This is a genomic window from Methylobacterium terrae, from assembly GCF_003173755.1.
GTDB lineage: Bacteria > Pseudomonadota > Alphaproteobacteria > Rhizobiales > Beijerinckiaceae > Methylobacterium > Methylobacterium terrae.
This window is the reverse complement of the sequence record NZ_CP029553.1, coordinates 4206157-4225701: the sequence shown is the minus strand read 5'-3', so window position 1 is coordinate 4225701 and position 19545 is coordinate 4206157. Positions and strand designations below refer to the sequence as shown.

17 protein-coding genes and 1 pseudogene are annotated in these 19545 nt (G+C 71.4%); 16 read left to right on the top strand and 2 right to left on the bottom strand.

Going from position 1 to position 19545, the window contains the following annotated elements:
* The first annotated feature begins 62 nt into the window (after positions 1–62).
* The 4 genes from urtB to urtE are packed head-to-tail and all read left to right on the top strand — an operon-like array spanning position 63 to position 4289.
* Complete coding sequence (urtB, locus tag DK419_RS19590; RefSeq protein ID WP_109960569.1) at positions 63–1652, top strand: urea ABC transporter permease subunit UrtB; 1590 nt, start codon at positions 63–65, stop codon at positions 1650–1652.
* Positions 1653–1654: 2 nt separating this feature from the next.
* Entirely contained in the window at positions 1655–2791 is a 1137-nt protein-coding gene (urtC, locus tag DK419_RS19585; RefSeq protein ID WP_109960568.1) for an urea ABC transporter permease subunit UrtC, read from the top strand.
* Positions 2788–3579 carry an urea ABC transporter ATP-binding protein UrtD gene (urtD, locus tag DK419_RS19580; RefSeq protein ID WP_109960567.1) on the top strand — a complete coding sequence of 264 codons (792 nt, stop codon included), beginning with the start codon at positions 2788–2790 and terminating at the stop codon, positions 3577–3579. Before urtC ends, urtD begins: the two co-directional genes overlap by 4 nt.
* A gap of 14 nt (positions 3580–3593) precedes the next feature.
* Positions 3594–4289 (top strand): urea ABC transporter ATP-binding subunit UrtE, encoded by a 696-nt coding sequence (urtE, locus tag DK419_RS19575; RefSeq protein ID WP_109960566.1) that lies wholly within the window; start codon positions 3594–3596, stop codon positions 4287–4289.
* A 59-nt stretch (positions 4290–4348) separates the two neighbouring features.
* Here urtE and DK419_RS19570 read toward each other — a convergent pair whose 3' ends face one another.
* Complete coding sequence (locus tag DK419_RS19570) at positions 4349–4864, bottom strand: HEPN domain-containing protein (RefSeq protein ID WP_109960565.1); 516 nt, start codon at positions 4862–4864, stop codon at positions 4349–4351.
* Positions 4839–5312 (bottom strand): nucleotidyltransferase domain-containing protein, encoded by a 474-nt coding sequence (locus tag DK419_RS19565; protein ID WP_208642223.1) that lies wholly within the window; start codon positions 5310–5312, stop codon positions 4839–4841. The genes DK419_RS19570 and DK419_RS19565 overlap by 26 nt, the downstream gene beginning before the upstream one ends.
* A 219-nt stretch (positions 5313–5531) precedes the next feature.
* Here DK419_RS19565 and rimP point away from each other — a divergent pair.
* The 12 genes and pseudogenes from rimP to DK419_RS19505 form a co-directional block, all read left to right on the top strand.
* Positions 5532–6134: pseudogene (gene rimP, locus DK419_RS19560) on the top strand (ribosome maturation factor RimP); the annotation flags it as partial.
* 63 nt (positions 6135–6197) lie between these two features.
* Positions 6198–7910, top strand: coding sequence for a transcription termination factor NusA (gene nusA, locus DK419_RS19555; protein WP_109960562.1), 1713 nt, complete (start codon positions 6198–6200; stop codon positions 7908–7910).
* A gap of 26 nt (positions 7911–7936) precedes the next feature.
* On the top strand, positions 7937–8716 hold the full coding sequence (locus tag DK419_RS19550) for an RNA-binding protein (RefSeq protein ID WP_245442563.1): 780 nt from the start codon (positions 7937–7939) through the stop codon (positions 8714–8716).
* A 114-nt stretch (positions 8717–8830) separates the two neighbouring features.
* Positions 8831–11866: a translation initiation factor IF-2 gene (gene infB, locus DK419_RS19545; protein WP_109960560.1), complete on the top strand. Its 3036-nt coding sequence runs from the start codon at positions 8831–8833 to the stop codon at positions 11864–11866.
* Positions 11867–12051: 185 nt separating this feature from the next.
* Complete coding sequence (rbfA, locus tag DK419_RS19540) at positions 12052–12459, top strand: 30S ribosome-binding factor RbfA (protein WP_425352676.1); 408 nt, start codon at positions 12052–12054, stop codon at positions 12457–12459.
* A gap of 119 nt (positions 12460–12578) precedes the next feature.
* On the top strand, positions 12579–13676 hold the full coding sequence (gene truB / locus DK419_RS19535) for a tRNA pseudouridine(55) synthase TruB (RefSeq protein WP_245442561.1): 1098 nt from the start codon (positions 12579–12581) through the stop codon (positions 13674–13676).
* Between the two features lie 17 nt (positions 13677–13693).
* The gene (locus DK419_RS19530; protein WP_109960558.1) at positions 13694–14125 is read left to right on the top strand and encodes an acyl-CoA thioesterase; all 432 of its coding nucleotides are present in this window, start codon (positions 13694–13696) and stop codon (positions 14123–14125) included.
* Between the two features lie 101 nt (positions 14126–14226).
* Positions 14227–15747, top strand: a complete 1521-nt coding sequence (locus DK419_RS19525; RefSeq protein WP_109960557.1) for an ABC transporter substrate-binding protein — start codon at positions 14227–14229, stop codon at positions 15745–15747.
* A 324-nt stretch (positions 15748–16071) separates the two neighbouring features.
* The gene (locus DK419_RS19520) at positions 16072–17016 is read left to right on the top strand and encodes an ABC transporter permease (protein WP_109960556.1); all 945 of its coding nucleotides are present in this window, start codon (positions 16072–16074) and stop codon (positions 17014–17016) included.
* Positions 17013–17855 carry an ABC transporter permease gene (locus DK419_RS19515; protein ID WP_245442558.1) on the top strand — a complete coding sequence of 281 codons (843 nt, stop codon included), beginning with the start codon at positions 17013–17015 and terminating at the stop codon, positions 17853–17855. Before DK419_RS19520 ends, DK419_RS19515 begins: the two co-directional genes overlap by 4 nt.
* Positions 17855–18673, top strand: a complete 819-nt coding sequence (locus tag DK419_RS19510; RefSeq protein ID WP_208642222.1) for an ABC transporter ATP-binding protein — start codon at positions 17855–17857, stop codon at positions 18671–18673. The genes DK419_RS19515 and DK419_RS19510 overlap by 1 nt, the downstream gene beginning before the upstream one ends.
* Positions 18670–19485, top strand: coding sequence for an ATP-binding cassette domain-containing protein (locus tag DK419_RS19505; protein ID WP_109960554.1), 816 nt, complete (start codon positions 18670–18672; stop codon positions 19483–19485). The genes DK419_RS19510 and DK419_RS19505 overlap by 4 nt, the downstream gene beginning before the upstream one ends.
* The last annotated feature ends 60 nt before the right edge of the window (positions 19486–19545 follow it).

The window sequence follows — 19545 nt, the reverse complement described above, 5'->3', positions numbered from 1 at the left end:
CACGGGAGAGGGGAATGTCGGCACCTTGCCCCCGGACAATCCTGGCCCCCGGACAATCCTGAATGCGCCGCTGCCTCGTCCTTCTCCTCGCCGCCTGGTGCGCCGCCTGGGCCTTCGCCGCCGCCGCGCAGACCGGCTCCGACGCCGCCTATGGCCGGCTCGCCAGCGACAGCTATTCCGACATCGAGGCCGGCATTTCAGGCCTCGCCACCAGCGGCGATCCCAAGGCCGGGGCGGTCTTGCGCGCGCTGACCGACGGCCGCCTGCTCTACCGCCCGGACGACAAGGCGCTCGCCATCAAGGACGGTGCGACGGCCACCGATGCCCGCACCGGCGCGGCGTTGAGTCCTGATGGCCTCAAGCCCGTGCGGGTCAACAACCGGCTCCGGCGCATGATCGACGCCGCGCTCGGCACCCTGAACCTGCTCGCCCCCGACGCCGCCACCCGCCGCACCGCCGCCGATGCGGTGTTCAAGGCCCGCGACGCCGCCGCGCTGCCGGCCCTCGATGCGGCGCTCGCCCGCGAATCTGACGCCAGCGTGAAGCGCAGCATGCAGGAGGCCCGCGCCGCCGCGCTCCTCGTGAAGCCCGGTGCGCCCGAGATCGACCGGCTCTCGGCCGTCGATACCATCCAGGCCCGGGGCGACTCGGAAGCGCTCGGCATCCTGCGCGGCCTCGCGACCGATCCCGCCCAGAGCGTGCGCGATGCCGCCGCCCGCGGCGTCTCGGCGATCGAGACCCGCCAGGCGCTGATGGCGAACGTGCAGAACGCCTGGTACGGCGTGTCGCTCGGCTCGGTGCTGCTGCTCGCGGCCATCGGGCTCGCCATCACCTTCGGGGTGATGGGCATCATCAACATGGCCCACGGCGAGATGGTGATGCTCGGCGCCTACACCACCTACCTGGTGCAGGAGCTGATCCGCCAGAAGGCTCCCGGCCTGTTCGACTGGTCGCTGCCGATCGCGATCCCGCTCGCCTTCCTGGCCGCCGGCGCCGTCGGGGTCCTGATCGAGCGCAGCGTCATCCGCCACCTCTACGGCCGGCCGCTCGAGACGCTGCTGGCCACCTGGGGCATCAGCCTGATCCTCCAGCAGGCGGTGCGCTCGGCCTTCGGGCCGACCAACCGGGAGGTCGGCGCGCCGTCCTACATGTCGGGTGCCTTCGACCTCTACGGCCTCTCGATCACCTGGGGCCGGCTGTGGATCGTGGTCTTCGCGCTCGCCGTCTTCGTCGCCCTCAACCTGATCCTGAAGGCCACCTCGTTCGGCCTGAAGACCCGCGCCGTCACCCAGAACCGCCGCATGGCCGCCGCCATGGGCATCCGCACGCCCTGGATCGACGCCTTCACGTTCGGCCTCGGGTCGGGCATCGCCGGCGTCGCCGGGGTGGCTTTGTCGCAGATCGACAACGTCTCGCCGAATCTCGGCCAGGGCTACATCATCGATTCGTTCCTGGTCGTGGTCTTCGGCGGCGTCGGCAACCTGTGGGGCACGCTGGTGGCGGCCCTCACCCTCGGCGTCGCCAACAAGTTCCTCGAGCCCTATGCGGGCGCGGTGCTCGGAAAGATCCTGCTCCTCGTGTTCATCATCCTGTTCATCCAGAAGCGGCCGCGCGGCCTGTTCGCGCTCAAGGGCCGGGCGGTGGAGGCCTGACCATGCTGCTCTCCCGCATCGACAAGGCCGGCTGGGTCTTCCTCGGCGTTCTGGCCGCCGCCTGCACCGTGGTGCCGGCCCTCAACCTCCTCACCGCGCCGGGCTCCGCCCTCCACGTCCCGACCTACGCCGTCTCGCTGATGGGAAAGTATCTCGCCTACGCGATCCTGGCGCTCAGCCTCGACCTCGTCTGGGGCTATTGCGGCATCCTCTCGCTCGGCCACGGCGCGTTCTTCGCGCTCGGCGGCTACGCGATGGGCATGTACCTGATGCGCCAGATCGGGCCGCGCGGCGTCTACGGCAACCCGGTCCTGCCCGACTTCATGGTGTTCCTGAACTACAAGGACCTGCCCTGGTACTGGCACGGCTTCGATTGGTTTCCCTTCGCCGCCGTGATGGTGCTGCTGGTGCCGGGAATCCTCGCCTTCGTGTTCGGCTGGCTCGCCTTCCGCTCGCGGGTGACCGGCGTCTACCTGTCGATCATCACCCAGGCGATGACCTTCGCGCTGATGCTCGCCTTCTTCCGCAACGACATGGGTCTCGGCGGCAACAACGGGCTCACCGACTTCAAGGACATTTTGGGCTTCAACGTGCAGGCGCAGGGCACCCGCGTCGTCCTGTTCGTCCTGACCGCCGTGGCGCTGGCCTTGGCCTACCTCGTCGCCCGCTTCATGACGACCTCGGCCTTCGGCAAGGTGCTGATCGCGATCCGCGACGCCGAGTCCCGCACCCGCTTCCTCGGCTATCGCACGGCGCACTTCAAGGTCCTGGCCTTCACCGTCTCGGCGATGATGGCGGGCGTGGCCGGCGCCCTCTACGTGCCGCAGGTCGGCATCATCAACCCGTCCGAGTTCGCCCCCGCCAACTCGATCGAGGCGGTGATCTGGGTCGCGGTCGGTGGCCGCGGCACGCTGGTCGGCGCGGCGCTCGGCGCGGTCCTGGTCAACTACGCCAAGACGCTGCTCACCGGCGCCATGCCGGATGCCTGGCTGTTCGCGCTCGGCGCCCTGTTCGTCGTCGTCACCCTGTACCTGCCCAAGGGCATCCTCGGTACCCTGGCCGAGCGCCTCGGCGCGCGGCGGTCCAAGGTGCGCACCGACATCCCCCCAACGCTCGCCGAGGAGGGCCGCGGATCATGAGCGCGGCGGTCGCCCTTCCCCCCTCCGACCCGGTCCACGAGAAGCGCCTCACCCAGGCCCTGCTCTACGTCGACGACATCAAGGTCACGTTCGACGGCTACCGGGCCCTGCGCGGCCTGTCCCTGACCCTGATGCCCGGCGAGATGCGGGCGATCATCGGTCCGAACGGTGCCGGCAAGACCACGATGATGGATTGCATCACCGGCAAGACCCGGCCCGATACCGGCCAAGTGATCTATGACGGCGTGCACGACCTGACCCGGATGGACGAGGCGGCGATCGCCGAGCTCGGCATCGGCCGCAAGTTCCAGAAGCCGACGGTGTTCGAGAGCCAGTCGGTCGCCGACAACATCCTCCTGGCGCTGAAAGGTCCCCGCGCCGCCACCGCCTCGCTGTTCGGCTGGCGCAACCGGGTCGAGCGGTCGCAGATCGACGCGATCCTGGAGACCGTCGGGCTCATCGCCCACCGGGCGCGGCCGGCGGCCGACCTCTCGCACGGCCAGAAGCAGTGGCTCGAGATCGGCATGCTGCTGGCGCAGGACCCCAAGCTCCTCCTCGTCGACGAGCCGGTCGCCGGCATGACCGATGCCGAGACCGAGGCGACCGCGACGCTGCTCCGCCGCATCGCCCGCGACCACGCGGTCATCGTCGTCGAGCACGACATGCACTTCGTGCGCGCGCTCCAGTGCCGCGTCACCTGCCTGCACGAGGGCGCGGTGCTGGCCGAAGGCTCGATCGATTCCGTCTCGGCCGACCCGCGGGTGGTCGAGGTCTATCTCGGCCGCTGAGGACTTTGTCAGACATGCTCTCCGTCGAGACCATCGACCTCCATTACGGCGCGGCGCAGGCCCTGCGCGGCGTCTCGCTCCAGGCCGAAGCAGGCAAGGTGACGGCGGTGCTCGGCCGCAACGGCGTCGGCAAGACCTCGCTGATGCGCGCCATCGTCGGCCAGCAGCCGGTGTCGAAGGGCGCGGTCAAGCTCGACGGCCGCGACATCAGCCGGCTCGCCCCCTACGACCGTGCCCGCCAGGGCATCGCCTTCGTGCCGCAGGGGCGCGAGATCTTCCCGCTCCTCACCGTCAAGGAGAACCTGGAAACGGGCTTTGCCCCCTGCAAGCGCGCCGACCGCCACGTGCCGGGCGAGATCTACGACCTCTTCCCGGTCCTCAAGGACATGCTGGGCCGGCGCGGCGGCGACCTCTCGGGCGGCCAGCAGCAGCAGCTCGCCATCGGCCGCGCCCTGGTGACGCGCCCTCGCGTCCTCGTCCTCGACGAGCCGACGGAGGGCATCCAGCCCTCGATCATCAAGGATATCGGCCGGGCGATCGATTACCTGCGGGGCAAGGGCGACATGGCGATCGTGCTGGTCGAGCAGTATTTCGAGTGGGCCCGCGACCTGTGCGACACCTACGCGGTGATGGATCGCGGCCAGGTGGTCGAGGCCGGGCCGCGCTCAGGGATGGTCGAGGCGCAGGTGCGGCGGTGGCTGTCGGTGTGAGACGGACCGCATCGAGAAGGCCCGCGACGATGATGACGGGATCGAGGCTCGTTCCGTCATCATGTCTTGAGGGGTGAGGTCTTGAGGGGTGAGGACGACCGAGGCTCGGCCTTTCGGCGCATCGGATTCGTATTCCCTGACGGCACGTCGTCCCCGGCCTCCAGATCAACCTGGAAATGTCGCGCGCTGGCATCGATCAGGCGGCGGAGGACAACGGAGGCAAAGTCGAACTTGTCGTCGGGAATGGCCGCAGGCAACCTGCCGCCGGTCTTCGGGTACCGGAACGCAGTGGCGTAGGTCTTGAGGTAACCCAGCCCCTGCATCGCGGACCGGAGAGGATGGTCCTCGGGAAGCCGGTCGGCCAGACGGTCGAGGATGTGGACGTCCTTGATCTGGACGTGCTCGCCTTCCGATGTGAGCAGGGCGAGGAGCAGCTTCTCTGCCGCCTGTTCCAGATGGTAGGCGTCGTTCCTGCTCCTGCAGCCGTGCAGGACGATTGCGTCCTTCAGGTCTCGGTCCGCGAGCCTGAGATGGTTGGCGATGTGAAGATTAGCGGCTGAAGACACGGACGGCATGCCCGGCGATGTCCCGCGTCCGCGAATTGGCGACGCCTAAGTCCGCCAAGAACTCGCTCTTGAAGGAGCACAGCACATCTGCGTAAATCCCCGACCCTCGCTGCGTCTCGTAGCCGAGCAGAGGGTCGAGCAGGCGTTCGTCGGCATCGTCGGGCAGAACCACGAGAAGATCCCAGTCGCTGTCGGGCCCTGCCGTGCCCTTCGCGCGGCTGCCGAACAGCAGCACGTCCTCCGGGGCGTAGACGGCTTCGATTCGCTTCAAAAGCGTTTTCAGCGCCGGATACTCGCCCGTGGCGGGCACGAGTTCGGCGACGGATGCCGGTTTCGTCATCGTCCGATCCTCCGGGCCCTCATCGTAGCAAGTGCCTCGCGCCTCGTCATCCGGTGCCGGATGCGAGATCGGGTTGCGCGGCTCGACGGCGCGAAGCGGCTCCACCGTTCTCTTCACCCGCTGAGCCCTCCCCGACAGGCTTGCATTTCGCCACCCACGGGATTATCCCCCGAACAACAGTTCTGTTCGTGGCCGGTGAGGCTGCGGTGCGGGAGTGGGTCCCCCCGGGGCCCGCTCTTTTTTATTGCCGCAAGCCTCCCCGGGCGCGAGCCGAACGCCAGATTGCCTCCCCTCCAAGGGATCCTCTCTCGGGGACCGCGCCGCGGCACTGACCTCATGACCGACGCCCCAGACCACAACCCGGCCGAGAAGCGCCTCATCACCGAGACCGGCGTCGCCGCCCGGGTCGCGCAGATCATCGAGCCCGCCATCGAGGGCCTCGGCTTCCGCCTCGTGCGGGTGAAGGTGTCGAGCCAGAACGGCTGCACGGTGCAGATCATGGTCGAGCGGCCGGACGGCACCATGTCGGTCGACGAGTGCGAGACCGTCAGCCGCACGATCTCGCCGATCCTCGACGTCGACGACCCGATCGGCGGCGCCTACTACCTCGAGATCTCCTCGCCGGGCATCGACCGTCCGCTGGTGCGGGCGGGCGACTTCGCCCGCTGGGCCGGCTACGAGGCGAAGGTCGAGCTGGCGATGCCGCTCGACGGCCGCAAGCGCTTCCGCGGCATCATCCGGGCGCCCGAAGGCGACACCGTCCGCATCGAGCTGGCGGACGTCAAGGAGGGCCTGCCATCCTTCTACGACCTCGCCTTGCGCGACATCGGCGAGGCCCACCTCGTCCTGACCGACGAACTCGTGCGCGAGTCGCTGCGTCGCGGCTCGGCGCCGCCGCAGGACGACAGCGACGACGAGGATGACGCGGACGAGGGCGCCGCCCCGCCCGTCGCCCACTGAAGACACCAGCTCAAGAGATCCCAACCAGGAAGGACTGAACCGATGGCCGTCGTCAGCGCCAACAGGCTCGAACTCCTCCAGATCGCCGACGCGGTCGCCCGCGAGAAGGTGATCGACCGCTCGATCGTCATCGGCGCCATGGAAGAGGCGATCGCCAAGGCCGCCCGCTCGCGCTACGGCGCCGAGACCGACGTGCATGCCGAGATCGACCCCCGCACCGGGGCGCTTCGCCTGTCGCGCCACCTCCTGGTGGTGGACGAGGTCGAGAACGACGCCCGCGAGATCGACCTCAACGCGGCGCGCCGGCACAACCCGGCCGCCCAGGTCGGCGACGTGATCTCCGACACCCTGCCGCCGTTCGATTTCGGCCGCGTCGCCGCCCAGTCGGCCAAGCAGGTGATCGTCCAGAAGGTCCGCGAGGCCGAGCGCGAGCGCCAGTACGACGAGTACAAGGACCGCATCGGCGAGATCGTCAACGGCCTCGTCAAGCGCGTCGAGTACGGCAACGTCATCGTCGATCTCGGCCGCGGCGAAGGCATCGTGCGCCGCGACGAGTCGATCCCGCGCGAGACCTTCCGCCCCGGCGACCGCATCCGCGCCTACCTGTTCGACGTCCGCCACGAGGTGCGCGGGCCGCAGATCTTCCTCTCGCGCTCGCACCCGCAATTCATGGCCAAGCTCTTCGGCCAGGAAGTGCCGGAGATCTACGACGGCATCGTCGAGGTGAAGGCGGTCGCCCGCGACCCCGGCTCCCGCGCCAAGATCGCGGTGATCTCGCGCGATTCCTCGATCGACCCGGTCGGCGCCTGCGTGGGCATGCGCGGCTCCCGCGTCCAGGCGGTGGTCGGCGAGTTGCAGGGCGAGAAGATCGACATCATCCCGTGGTCGCAGGACCAGGCGACCTTCATCGTCAACGCGCTGCAGCCGGCCGAGGTGGTCAAGGTGGTGCTCGACGAGGAGGCCGACCGCATCGAGGTGGTGGTACCCGACGACCAGCTGTCGCTCGCCATCGGCCGGCGCGGCCAGAACGTGCGGCTCGCCTCCCAGCTCACCGGCTGGGACATCGACATCCTGACCGAGGCCGAGGAATCGGAGCGCCGGCAGAAGGAGTTCGTCGAGCGCACCAACACCTTCATGCAGGCCCTCGACGTCGACGAGACGGTCGGCCAGCTGCTGGCCGCGGAGGGCTTCCGCTCGGTCGAGGAGATCGCCTACGTCGAGCCGACGGAGCTCGCCAACATCCAGGGCCTCGACGAGGAGACCGGCGCCGAGATCCAGGCTCGCGCCCTCGACTACCTCAACCGCATCGAGGCCGAGAACGACGCCCGCCGCATCGAGCTCGGCGTCGCCGACGAGCTGCGCGACATCGACGGCATCACCACCCCGATGATGGTCGCGCTCGGCGAGAACGACGTGAAGAGCGTCGAGGACCTCGCCGGCTGCGCCACCGACGACCTCGTCGGCTACACCGAGGGCCGCGGGCCCGAGGCGGTCCGCCACGCCGGCTACCTCGACGGGTTCGAGATCTCCCGCACCGAGGCCGAGGCGATGATCATGGCCGCCCGCGTCCATGCCGGCTGGGTCGAGGCGCCCCCGGTCGAGGAGGCGCCGGACGGCGAGGAGTTCGAGGCCGAGGAGTTCGAGGGTGACGAGGCCGCCGAGGGCGACGCGTCGCACGAGGACCAGGGCGGGGAATCCGAGACCGTCCCGGTCGAGGAGGATGCCGCCGCGACCGCCGAGCGGCAGCCGACCTGAGGCCCGCGGCACCGATGAGCACGACCATGCAGGACGACACGCAGGATGCGGACGATCTGCCGCCGGACGTCCTCGACGCCGGCGCCGGGCGCGGCCGCGCCAATGCGGAGCGGACCTGCCTGGTCACGCGGCAGGCGGGCAATCCCGACCGGATGATCCGCTTCGCGCTCGGCCCCGACAACCAGGTCGTGCCGGACCTGCGCGCCCGGCTCCCCGGCCGCGGCGCCTGGGTCACGGCGACCCGGGCGGCGGTGTCGGAGGCGGTGAGAAAGCGCCTGTTCCAGCGCGCCTTCCGGCAGAAGGACGCGCGCGTGGCGAGCGATCTCGCGGACGTGATCGAGGCGGGCTTGCGCGACGACCTGCGCCAGGGTTTCTCGCTCGCCAACAAGGCGGGGTGCGTCGTCACCGGCTTCACCAAGGTGGAGAGCGCGGTGGAGAGCCCCACGGGCATCAAGGCCCTGGTGCATGCCAGCGACGCGAGCCTCGACGGGCGCCGCAAGCTCGCCCAGGCATTGCGAAGGCGCTACGGCGATGCCATATCGAGGATCCCGGTGATCGGCGACCTGTCCGGTGAAGAATTGGACATGGCCTTGGGCCGGGATCATGTGATACACGCTGCCCTCGTCGCGGGAGCCGGCACTGCCGGCTTGCTCGCGCGTTGGCGTCGGCTCCACGTCTTCCGCGGCGAGGCGGCGACGCCGGGAACCGCCGGAACGGAGCCCCCGGGCTCCGACGCGGCGCTTCCGGACGCTGTCCAGGATGGTGACACATCGCTGCGGACCGGCCCCCCGGAGGCCGGTGGTTGAGTGAATCGAATGGGATCGGCCCGGTCGGCGGGTGCGCTCCCGGGAATACGATGGGAGGCGGCCGCCGGGAGGCCGGGTCCCGGGACGGACGAGAACCCCCAGGGTCTGAACTGAATGAGTGAGACGAAGAATCCGGGCGACAAGACGTTGCATACCGGTCCCGCGAAGACGCTGTCGATGAAGCGTCCGATCGAGCAGGGGACGGTGCGCCAGAGCTTCTCCCATGGCCGCTCGAAGTCGGTCGTGGTCGAGACGGTGAAACGTCGCCCCGGCGGCGCGCCGGCCCCGGCTGCGCCGAAGGACGCGGCGCCGAGCCAGGCGCGCTCCGCTCCGCAGGGGCAGGGACGTCCCGGCGGCTCGCGCCAGGACCGCCCGGCCGCCGCGCGGTCCGGCGTCGTGCTGCGCACCCTGAGCGATCAGGAGCAGAGCGCCCGCATGGCCGCCCTCGTCGACGCCAAGCGTCGCGAGGAGGAGGAGCGCCGCCGCGCCGCCGAGGAGGCGCAGCGCCGCACCGAGCGCGAGGCCGCCGAGCAGCGTGAGCGCGAGGCCGCCGAGGCCCGCAAGCACGAGGAGGAGGAGCGCCGCCGCCAGGAGGACGCGCGCAAGCGCCGTGCCGCCGAGGAGGCCGAGCGCCGCGCCCAGGAGGATGCGGCCCGTGCCGCCGCCGCCCCGGCTCCCGCTGCCGCCGCCCCGGCCCCCGCGGCTCCGGCGGCTGCGCCCGCCGCAACGGCGCCGGTCGCGGCTGCCCCGCGTCCCACGGCTCCGGCCGCCGCCCGCCCGGCGGCTGCCGCGGGTGCGGCTCGCCCGGCCACTCCGGCCGGCGCCCGCCCCGCCGCCGGTGCGCGTCCCGCCGTCGCCGGCGCCCGTCCGGGTGCCCCGGCCGGCGCCGCCGCGCGTCCGGCCGCTCCGGCCGGCACCCGTCCGGCGACCCCGAGCACCGGGATCACCCGCCCGAGCGCCCCGGCCGAGCCGCGCCGCACGCTGACGGCCGACGCCCGCAAGCCGCGCGACCTGAACTTCATGGCCCGCCCGGCGCCGAAGCCGGAGCCCGAGCCCGCCAAGCCCGAGCCGACGGCCGCCAAGCCTGCGGCCGCCGCGGCCAAGACCGCCGGCGCCGCCGGCGCGGCGCGCCCCGCCACCGGCCGTCCGGCCGCGGCGGAGGAGGAGGCCGAGACCAAGCGGGTCATCCGCCGTCCCGGCATGCCGCTCAAGGTCATCACCCCGCCCAAGACGCCGAAATCCCCGGGCGGCGACCGCAACCGCGGCCGACTGACCATCGCGACCGCGACCTCGGGCGAGGACGAGCGCACCCGTTCGCTCGCCTCGTTCCGCCGCCGCAACCAGCGCCTGACCGGCCACCGCCAGGTGGAGCAGAAGGAGAAGCTGGCCCGCGAGGTGGTCATCCCGGAGACGATCACCATCCAGGAGCTCGCCAACCGGATGAGCGAGCGGGCGGTCGACGTCATCCGCATGCTGATGAAGCAGGGCCAGATCCACAAGATCACCGACGTGATCGACTCGGATTCGGCGCAGCTCATCGCCGAGGAGCTCGGCCACACCGTGCGCCGCGTGGCGGAGTCGGACGTCGAGGAGGGCCTGTTCGACGAGGCCGACACCGACGACGACACCCAGCCGCGTCCCCCGGTCGTGACCATCATGGGCCACGTCGACCACGGCAAGACCTCGCTGCTCGACGCGATCCGCAACGCCAACGTCGTGTCCGGCGAGGCGGGCGGCATCACGCAGCACATCGGCGCCTACCAGGTGACCTCGCCCTCCGGCGGCAAGATCACCTTCATCGACACCCCCGGCCACGCCGCCTTCACCTCGATGCGCGCCCGCGGCGCCAGGGTGACGGACATCGTGGTGCTGGTGGTGGCGGCCGATGACGGCGTCATGCCGCAGACGATCGAGGCGATCTCCCACGCCAAGGCGGCCGAGGTGCCGCTGATCGTGGCGATCAACAAGATCGACAAGCCCGACGCGAACCCGCAGCGGGTGCGCACCGAGCTCCTGCAGCACGACATCCAGGTCGAGTCGATGGGCGGCGAGACCCTCGAGTTCGAGGTCTCGGCCAAGACCAAGGACGGCCTCGACGAGCTCCTGGAGGGCCTCGCCCTCCAGGCCGAGATCCTGGACCTGCGCGCCAACCCGGAGCGGTCGGCGGAAGGCACGGTGATCGAGGCCAAGCTCGACCGCGGCCGCGGCCCGGTGGCGACGGTGCTCGTCGAGCGCGGCACCCTGCGCACCGGCGACATCGTGGTGGCGGGCGCCGAGTGGGGCCGCGTGCGCGCCCTCGTCGACGATACCGGCCGCAACACCAAGGAAGCGGCGCCGTCGGTGCCGGTCGAGGTGCTGGGCTTCAACGGCACGCCGGAGGCGGGCGACCGCGTCGCGGTGGTCGAGAACGAGGCCCGGGCCCGCGAGGTCACCGAGTACCGGGCCCGCGTGAAGCGCGAGCGCGCGGCGGCCACCGGCAGCGGTGCCGGCCGGACGCTGATGGACATGATGCGCGACCTCAAGGAGGGCGCCGGCCGCAAGGAGTTCCCGCTCGTCATCAAGGGCGACGTGCAGGGCTCGGTCGAGGCCATCGCCGGCTCGCTCGAGAAGCTCGGCAACGACGAGGTGGCGGCCCGCATCCTGCACACGGGTGTCGGCGGCATCACCGAATCGGACATCACGCTCGCCCAGGCCTCGGGTGCGGTCGTGGTCGGCTTCAACGTCCGCGCCCACAAGGAGGCCCGCGAGGCCGCCGAGCGGGCGGGCGTCGAGATCCGCTACTACAACATCATCTACGACCTCGTGGATGACGTGAAGGCGGCGATGTCGGGCCTGCTCCCGCCGACGCTCCGCGAGGAGCGCCTGGGCGAGGCGCGCATCCTCGAGATCTTCAACGTCTCGAAGGTGGGCAAGATCGCCGGTTGCCGGGTCGAGGACGGCCGGGTCGAGCGCGGCGCCCATGTCCGCCTCATCCGCGACAACGTGGTGGTGCACGAGGGCAAGCTCTCGCAGCTCAAGCGCTTCAAGGACGACGCCAAGGAAGTGGCGGCCGGCCAGGAATGCGGCATGGCCTTCGAGAACTACCAGGACATGCGTCCCCGCGACGTGATCGAGTGCTACATCGTGCACGAGGAGCGTCGCACGCTCTGACGCGAACCCGCTGCCATCGGCCGTCCGCCGCCATGGCGGCGGCCTCGAGAGAGACCGCGAGCCCGGGACGCCAGCGTCCCGGGCTCGTCGGTTCAGGTGACAGCCGTGAGGGCCCTTGAGACGGCCGCGAGGCCGCTTGCGGGACGATTGCCCCCGCGGCCCGGTCCGAGCCCGGAGAGACGATGGTGCGCAAACCCCAGGAATCCACCGGCCCCTCGCAGCGCCAGCAGCGCGTGGCCGAACTCGTGCGGCACGCCCTCGCCGAGGTGCTGAGCCGCGGCGACATCCAGGACCCGGTCCTGAGCCAGCACGTGATCACCGTGCCGGAGGTCCGGATGTCGCCGGACCTCAAGCTCGCCACCGCCTACGTCATGCCGCTCGGCGGCCAGGACGAGCGCCCGGTGATCGAGGCGCTGGAGCGCAACAAGAAGGTCCTGCGCCAGGAGGTGGCGCGCCGGGTGGCGCTGAAATTCGCCCCCGACCTGCGCTTCCGCCGCGACGAGACCTTCGACGAGGCGGCGCGCATCGACAGGCTCCTGCGCAGCGAGAAGGTCCAGCGCGACCTCGGGTCCGAGCCGGACACCGAGGAGTAAGGCCGCACCCGGGGTGTCGAACCGGCGCCCGGCTGAAGACTTGAGCTTCCACAGGATCGGGGCGGACCAACGCGGGCGACACGTCCCGCGGCCGCCGCCGTTCGAGAACGGACACGACGATGACGATGCACGAGGATCAGCCCGCAGAGCCCCCGCCGCCGGCGGCCCGCCCCGCGCGCGAAGGCCGCGACGGAGCCCCGCGCCAGGACGGCCAGCGGCACGACGGCCAGCGGCATGACGGGCCGCGGCAGGATGGTCCGAGACACGACCGGCCCCGCGGCCGCGGCCGCCCGCCGGGCGACCGGCCCAAGCGCCGCGAGATCAGCGGCTGGGTGATCCTCGACAAGGGCGTCGGCATGACTTCGACCCACGCGGTCGCGGCGGTCAAGCGGGCGCTCAACGCCAAGAAGGCCGGCCATGCCGGCACCCTCGACCCGCTCGCCTCCGGCATCCTGCCGATCGCGCTCGGCGAGGCGACCAAGACCGTGCCGTTCGTGATGGACGGCCGCAAGGCCTACGTCTTCGCGGTGACCTGGGGCGTCGAGACCGACACCGACGACGCGGAAGGGCGCCCGGTCGCGACCTCGGACGACCGCCCGACCCAGGAGCAGGTCGAGGCGATGCTGCCGCGCTTCGTCGGCGCGATCGAGCAGGTGCCGCCGCGCTACTCGGCGATCAAGATCCAGGGCGAGCGCGCCTACGACCTCGCCCGCGACGGCGAGGTGGTCGAGCTGGTCGCCCGGCCGGTGCAGATCGACCGGCTGGCGATCGTCGCCCATAGCCCCGAGCGCACGGTGATCGAGGCCGAGTGCGGCAAGGGCACCTACGTGCGCGCCATCGCCCGCGACCTCGGCCGGGCGCTCGGCTGCTACGGCCACGTCTCGGCCCTGCGCCGCACCCGCGTCGGTCCCTTCGTCGAGGACCAGTCCTGCACCGTCGCGGCGCTGGAAGCCGCCGAGGCCGAGGCCAACGCCGCTCTCCTGCGCCCGGTCGAGACGGCGCTCGACGCCGTACCGCACGTGCCGGTCTCCCGCGACATGGCGATGCGGCTGATGCGCGGTCAGCCGGTGATCCTGCGCGGCCGCGACGCACCGACCGAGGGCAAGGCCTACGCGACCTGCGGCGGCGTGCTCGTCGCGGTCGGCGACGTCGAGCGGGGTGAACTCGTGCCGCACCGGGTGTTCCACCTCGGCGGCACCGCCCCGCGCAACGGCTGAGACGGAGGACCAGGGCGATGACCGACGGGCTCGAGGGCGATCCGCGGGTGCTGTGGAGCGAGGACGTGCTGCGCTACCGCGACACGGACGCCAACGGCCACGTCAACAACGCGGTCTTCGCCGCCTTCTGTGAGAGCGGGCGGGTGCAGTTCTTCGGGACCCACCTGACCCCCTTGCTCACTCCCGACACCTTCTTCGTCATCGCCCGCTTCGTCATCGATTACCGGGCCGAGCTGCACTATCCGGGCCGGGTCCGCACCGCGACCTGGCTCGCCCGGGCGGGGCGCACCTCGCTCGGTTTCCGCCACCGGATCCTCACCGGCGACACGGTGGCGGGGGAGGCGGAATCGATCTGCGTGCTGCTGGCCAAGGACACGCGGCGGCCGGCGCCGCTCGGGGCGGCGGGTGAGGCGGCGGCGCGCCTAGTGGTCGAAACCCCGGCGGCCTGAGACCTCGTCGCCAGATCGCTGTTGCGGCCACGCCAAAAATCCTGATCTCCTAGCGGCATCACCCCGGCCGCCCGGAGAGGCGGCCGGACAGCGGGGGTTTCATGGTTCTACGCACGCGCTCCTCACGCCGTCGCCTCCTGGCGGGCGCCCTCCTGGCCGCGCTCGCGATTCCGGGCCTCGTCGGCTCGGTCCAGGCCGCGCCGCGCACCGACCTCGTGCTGGGCATGCCGGTGGAGCCGCCGGGCCTCGACCCGACCAGCGCCGCCCCGACGGTGATCGGCCAGGTGGTGTGGCAGAACGTGTTCGAGGGCCTGACCCGGGTCGACCGCGACGGCAAGGTGCAGCCGCAGCTGGCGAAGAGCTGGACCGTTTCGCCCGACGGCCTGACCTACACCTTCGCGCTCCAGACCGGGGTGAAGTTCCACAACGGCGAGGCGTTCGACGCCAACACCGCGAAATTCGCCCTCGACGCGATCCGGGCGCCGGGCTCGGTCAACCCGCAGAAGGCGCTCTACGCGGTCATCGCCGAAGCGACGGCGCCGGACCCGCAGACCCTGGTCCTCACGCTGTCGAAGCCGTCGGGCAACCTGCTGTTCTGGCTCGGCCTCCCGGCGGCGGTGATGGTCGAGCCGAAGTCGCGCGACGGCCTCAAGACCAATCCGGTCGGCACCGGGCCGTTCCGCTTCTCCGCCTGGCGCAAGGGCGACCGGGTCGAGCTGACGCGCAGCCCCGATCACTGGGACGCGGCCCGCAAGGTCCACCTCGACAAGGTCACGTTCCGCTTCATCGGCGATCCCCAGGCCGCCGCGGCGGCTCTGCGCGCCGGCGACGTCGACGCCTTCCCGCTGCTGCCGGCGCCGGAGCTCTACGCCGCCTTCCAGAAGGACAAGGCGTTCACGGCCGAGCCGGGCCTGACCGAGATGAAGGTCGTGGCCGGCATGAACAATGCCGGAAAGCCCTTCGCCGACAAGCGCGTGCGCCAGGCGCTGATGATGGCGGTCGACCGCAAGCTCCTGATCGAGGGCGCCTATTCGGGCTACGGCGCGGCCATCGGCAGCCACTACACGCCCAACGACCCGGGCTACAGGGACCTGACGGGGGTCTATCCCTACGATCCCAAGAAGGCGAAGGCGCTGCTGGCGGAGGCCGGCTACGCCAAGGGCCTGACCTTCACTTTCAAGTCGCCGCAGATGGCCTACGCCACCCGCACGGCGGAAATCCTGCAGGCGATGTTCTCCGAGGTCGGCGTGACGATGACCATCGTGCCGACCGAGTTCCCGGCCAAGTGGGTGCAGGAGGTGATGCGCGACCGCAGCTTCGACATGACGGTCATCGCCCATGCCGAGCCGATGGACATCGCGATCTATGCGAACGATCCGTATTATTTCGGCTACAAGAACCCGGCCTTCAACGACGTCGTGGCGAGAGCCGCCGCGGCCACCGACGAGGCGACGCGGCTGACGCTCTACGGCGAGGCGCAAGGGATCCTGGCCGAGGACGTGCCGGCCCTGTTCCTGTTCGTGCTGCCGAAGCTCAGCGTGTGGAAGGCCAAGCTCACGGGATTCTGGAAGAACGAGCCGGTGCCGTCGAACGACCTGACCGAGGTGCGATGGACGGAGTAGATATCCGGCCACGGGTAAGGTCTCGCGGCTGATGTGAGCGTTTCCTCTCCCCGCGGGCGGGGAGAGGGCTTCGGCGACCTCGTCGTCGACGGAGCGAGGCGGCAGCCGAAGGTGAGGGGGTGTTGCCGGAAGGAGCCTCATCCGGCAACACCCCCTCACCCTCGCTCCGGCTGCGCCTCCGCTTGCCCTGGTCCCTGAACGGGACCACGGCCTTCTCCCCGCCCGCGGGGAGAGGAGAGACCCGCGCTCCATGCAGCGGGGGGAGCGCTTGCCAGCTCCGATGACTGCCACACCAAGAGCGCTCCCAATGCCCGAGTCCACCCCATGCTGAGGCACCTCCTCCGCCGCGCGGCCGGCTTCGCCGTCACCTTCCTGCTGATCTCGGTGCTCGTCTTCGGCATGATGGAGATCGTACCCGGGGACCCCGCCTCGGCGATGCTCGGCACCTCGGCGACCCCGGAGACGCTCGCGGCCCTGCGTGCCCAGATGGGCCTCGATGCGCCGGCGGTCCTCCGCTACCTGCGCTGGCTCGGCGGGCTGACGAGCGGCAACATGGGTCTGTCCTACACCTACGGCGTGCCGGTGGGTGGGCTGATCCTCGAGCGGCTGGCGGTGACGCTGCCGCTCACCGGACTGGCCGTTCTCCTCGCGGTCGGCATCGCGCTGCCGCTCGGCGTCACCGCGGCGGCGCGGCCCGGCGGCGTGGCCGACGGCGCCGCCACCCTCTACGCGCAAGGAGGCATCGCGGTCCCGAACTTCTGGATCGGGCTCCTGCTCATCATGGTGGTGGCTTTGGGCCTCGGCTGGCTGCCGGCCGGCGGCTTCCCGGGCTGGGGCGAGCCCGTGGCGGCGTTCCGCGCCCTGCTCCTCCCGGCGCTCGCGCTCGCGATCCCGCAATCGGCGGTGCTGACCCGGGTGACGCGGGCCTCCGTCGTCGAGGTGATGAACGAGGATTTCGTGCGCACCGCCCGGGCCAAGGGCGCCTCGGTCTCGCGGGCGCTGTGGCGCCACGCCGTGCCGAACGCGATGGTGCCGGTCATCACCATGCTGGGCCTGCAGATCTCGTTCCTGATCGGCGGCGCGGTGCTGGTCGAGAACGTGTTCACCCTGCCGGGCATGGGCCGGCTCGCCTGGCAGGCGCTGGCGCAGCGCGACCTCATCGTGATCCAGAACGTCGTGATGGTGTTCGCCACCGTGGTGATCGCGGTCAATCTCGGCGTCGACCTGCTCTACACCCTGGTCGATCCCCGCCTGAGGAGGCGCGCGTGACGGCGCTCGCCCTGCGCCCCCGGCTCCGCCCCGGCAGCGTCGCGCTCCTCGTCGGCGGCATCCTGACGGCGTTCCTCGTCGGGGCGGCGCTCCTTTCCCTGGTCTGGACCCCCGAGGACCCGACCCGGATGCGCATCCTGCAGAAGCTGAAGGGGCCGCTGGTCTCAGGGCTCCTCGGCACCGACCATCTCGGGCGCGACGTCGCCTCGATGCTGATGCGCGGCGCCTTCAACTCGCTCACCGTCGCGTTCGCGGCGGTAGGCCTGGGGGCGGTGCTCGGCACGCTCGCCGGCGTCGCCGCCGCCGCGGGGCCTCGGCTCGACGCGGTGCTGATGCGGATCTGCGACGCGCTGTTCGCCCTGCCGCCGATCCTGTCGGCGATCATGCTGGGCGCACTGCTCGGCCCGGGCGCGCTGACCGCGATCATCGCCATCGGGGTGTTCATGATCCCGGTCTTCGCCCGGGTCACCCGCGGCGCGGCGATGCAGATCTGGGCGCGGGAGTACATCATGGCGGCGCGCATGGCCGGCAAGGGCACGGCGCGGATCACGGCCGAGCACGTGCTGCCCAACATCGCCGGGCAGATCATCGTCCAGGTCACGATCCAGCTCGCCATGTCGATCCTGACCGAGGCGGGCCTGAGCTTCCTCGGACTCGGCCTGCCGCCGCCGGCCCCGACCTGGGGGAGGATGTTGGCGGAGTCGCAGACCTACCTCACCCAGGCGCCCCACCTCGCCCTCGCCCCCGGCCTCACGATCGCGGCCGCGGTGCTCGGCCTCAACCTCCTGGGCGACGGGCTCGCCGCCCGCCTCGATCCGCGCCGCCGGCAGGCCTCCTGATGCTCGCGATCCGCAACCTCTCCATCGCCTTTCCGGGACGCGACGGCCCGGTGCACGTCGTCGACGACGTCTCAATCGAGGTCGGGCGCGGCGAGAGCCTCGGCATCGTCGGCGAGTCGGGCTCGGGCAAGTCGATGCTGTCGCTCGCGACCATCGGGCTCCTGCCGGGGGGCGCCCGCACCTCCGGCGAGATCCTGCTCGAGGGAAAGAACATCCTGGGGCTGAGCGAGCGCGAGCTGTGCTCCTTGCGCGGCCGGCGCATCGGCATGATCTTCCAGGAGCCGATGACGGCGCTCAACCCCGCCATGACCGCGGGCCGGCAGATCGCCGAGGGCCTGCGCCTGCACCGCGGAACCGGCCGGGCCGAGGCGCGCGCCGAGGCGCTCCGCCTCCTCGACCGGGTGCGGATCCCCGATCCCGCGCGCCGCATCGACAGCTACCCGCACGAGATGTCCGGCGGCCAGCGCCAGCGGGTCGGCATCGCGATCGCGCTGGCGTTGAAGCCCGACCTCCTGATCGCCGATGAGCCGACCACGGCCCTCGACGTCACGGTGCAGAAGGAGATCCTCGACATCCTCGACGAGCTGGTGGCCGATCTCGGCCTGTCCCTGATCCTCATCAGCCACGACCTCGGGGTGATCGCCCGCAGCACCGACCGGACCCTGGTGATGTGCCGCGGCCGGGCGGTGGAGGAGGGGCCGACCGAGGCGGTGCTGCGCCGTCCCGCGGCGCAGTACACCCGCGACCTGATCGCGGCGCTGCCGCGCCGGGCCAGGGCCGGCCTCGGCGGGAACCACGCCGCCGGAGGCGCCCGGTGACCACCCCACTTCTCGCGATCGAACGCCTCACCCGCGACTACACCCTGCGGGGCGCCGGCAGCACCCCGCGGTCCCTGCGCGCCGTCGACGACGTCAGCCTCGACGTCGCGGCCGGTAGCATCGTCGCGGTGGTCGGCGAATCGGGCTGCGGCAAGTCGACCCTGGCGCGCATCGTCATGGCCCTCGACCGGCCGACCGGCGGCACGGTGCGGCTCGGCGGCGACGATCTGTTCGCGCTCAGCCCCAAGGCGCTCGCGCGCAAGCGGCGCGACTTCCAGATGGTGTTCCAGGACCCCTACGGCTCGCTCAACCCGCGCCACTCGGTCGGGCGCATCGTCGCCGAGCCGCTGCACCTCCTCGACGACGCGCCCCGGGGCCGCGACCGGCAAGCCCTCGTCGCCCGGGCGCTCGAGGATGTCGGCCTGCCGGCACGAGCCGCCGAGCGCTATCCGCACGAATTCTCCGGCGGCCAGCGCCAGCGCATCGCCATCGCCCGGGCGCTGATCACCAACCCGAAGCTCGTCGTCGCCGACGAGGCGGTCTCGGCCCTCGACCTGTCGATCCAGGCCCAGATCCTGCGCCTGATCCTGTCGTTACGCGACCGCCACGGCCTGACCGTGCTGTTCATCACCCACAATATCGGCGTCGTCGACGAGATCGCCGACCGGGTCGGGGTGATGCGGGCCGGGCGCCTGGTCGAGACCGGGCCGGTGCGCGAGGTGCTGGATCACCCGCGCGAGGAGTACACGCGCACGCTGCTCGCCGCCGAGCCGACCCTGGCGGTGCTCGGCCGGCGCGCGCGGCGGGGATGACGGGAGAATGACGAGGCGTCATGTCGCCGGCGCATGGCGGCCCCTCCAGCGCCTCGCTTG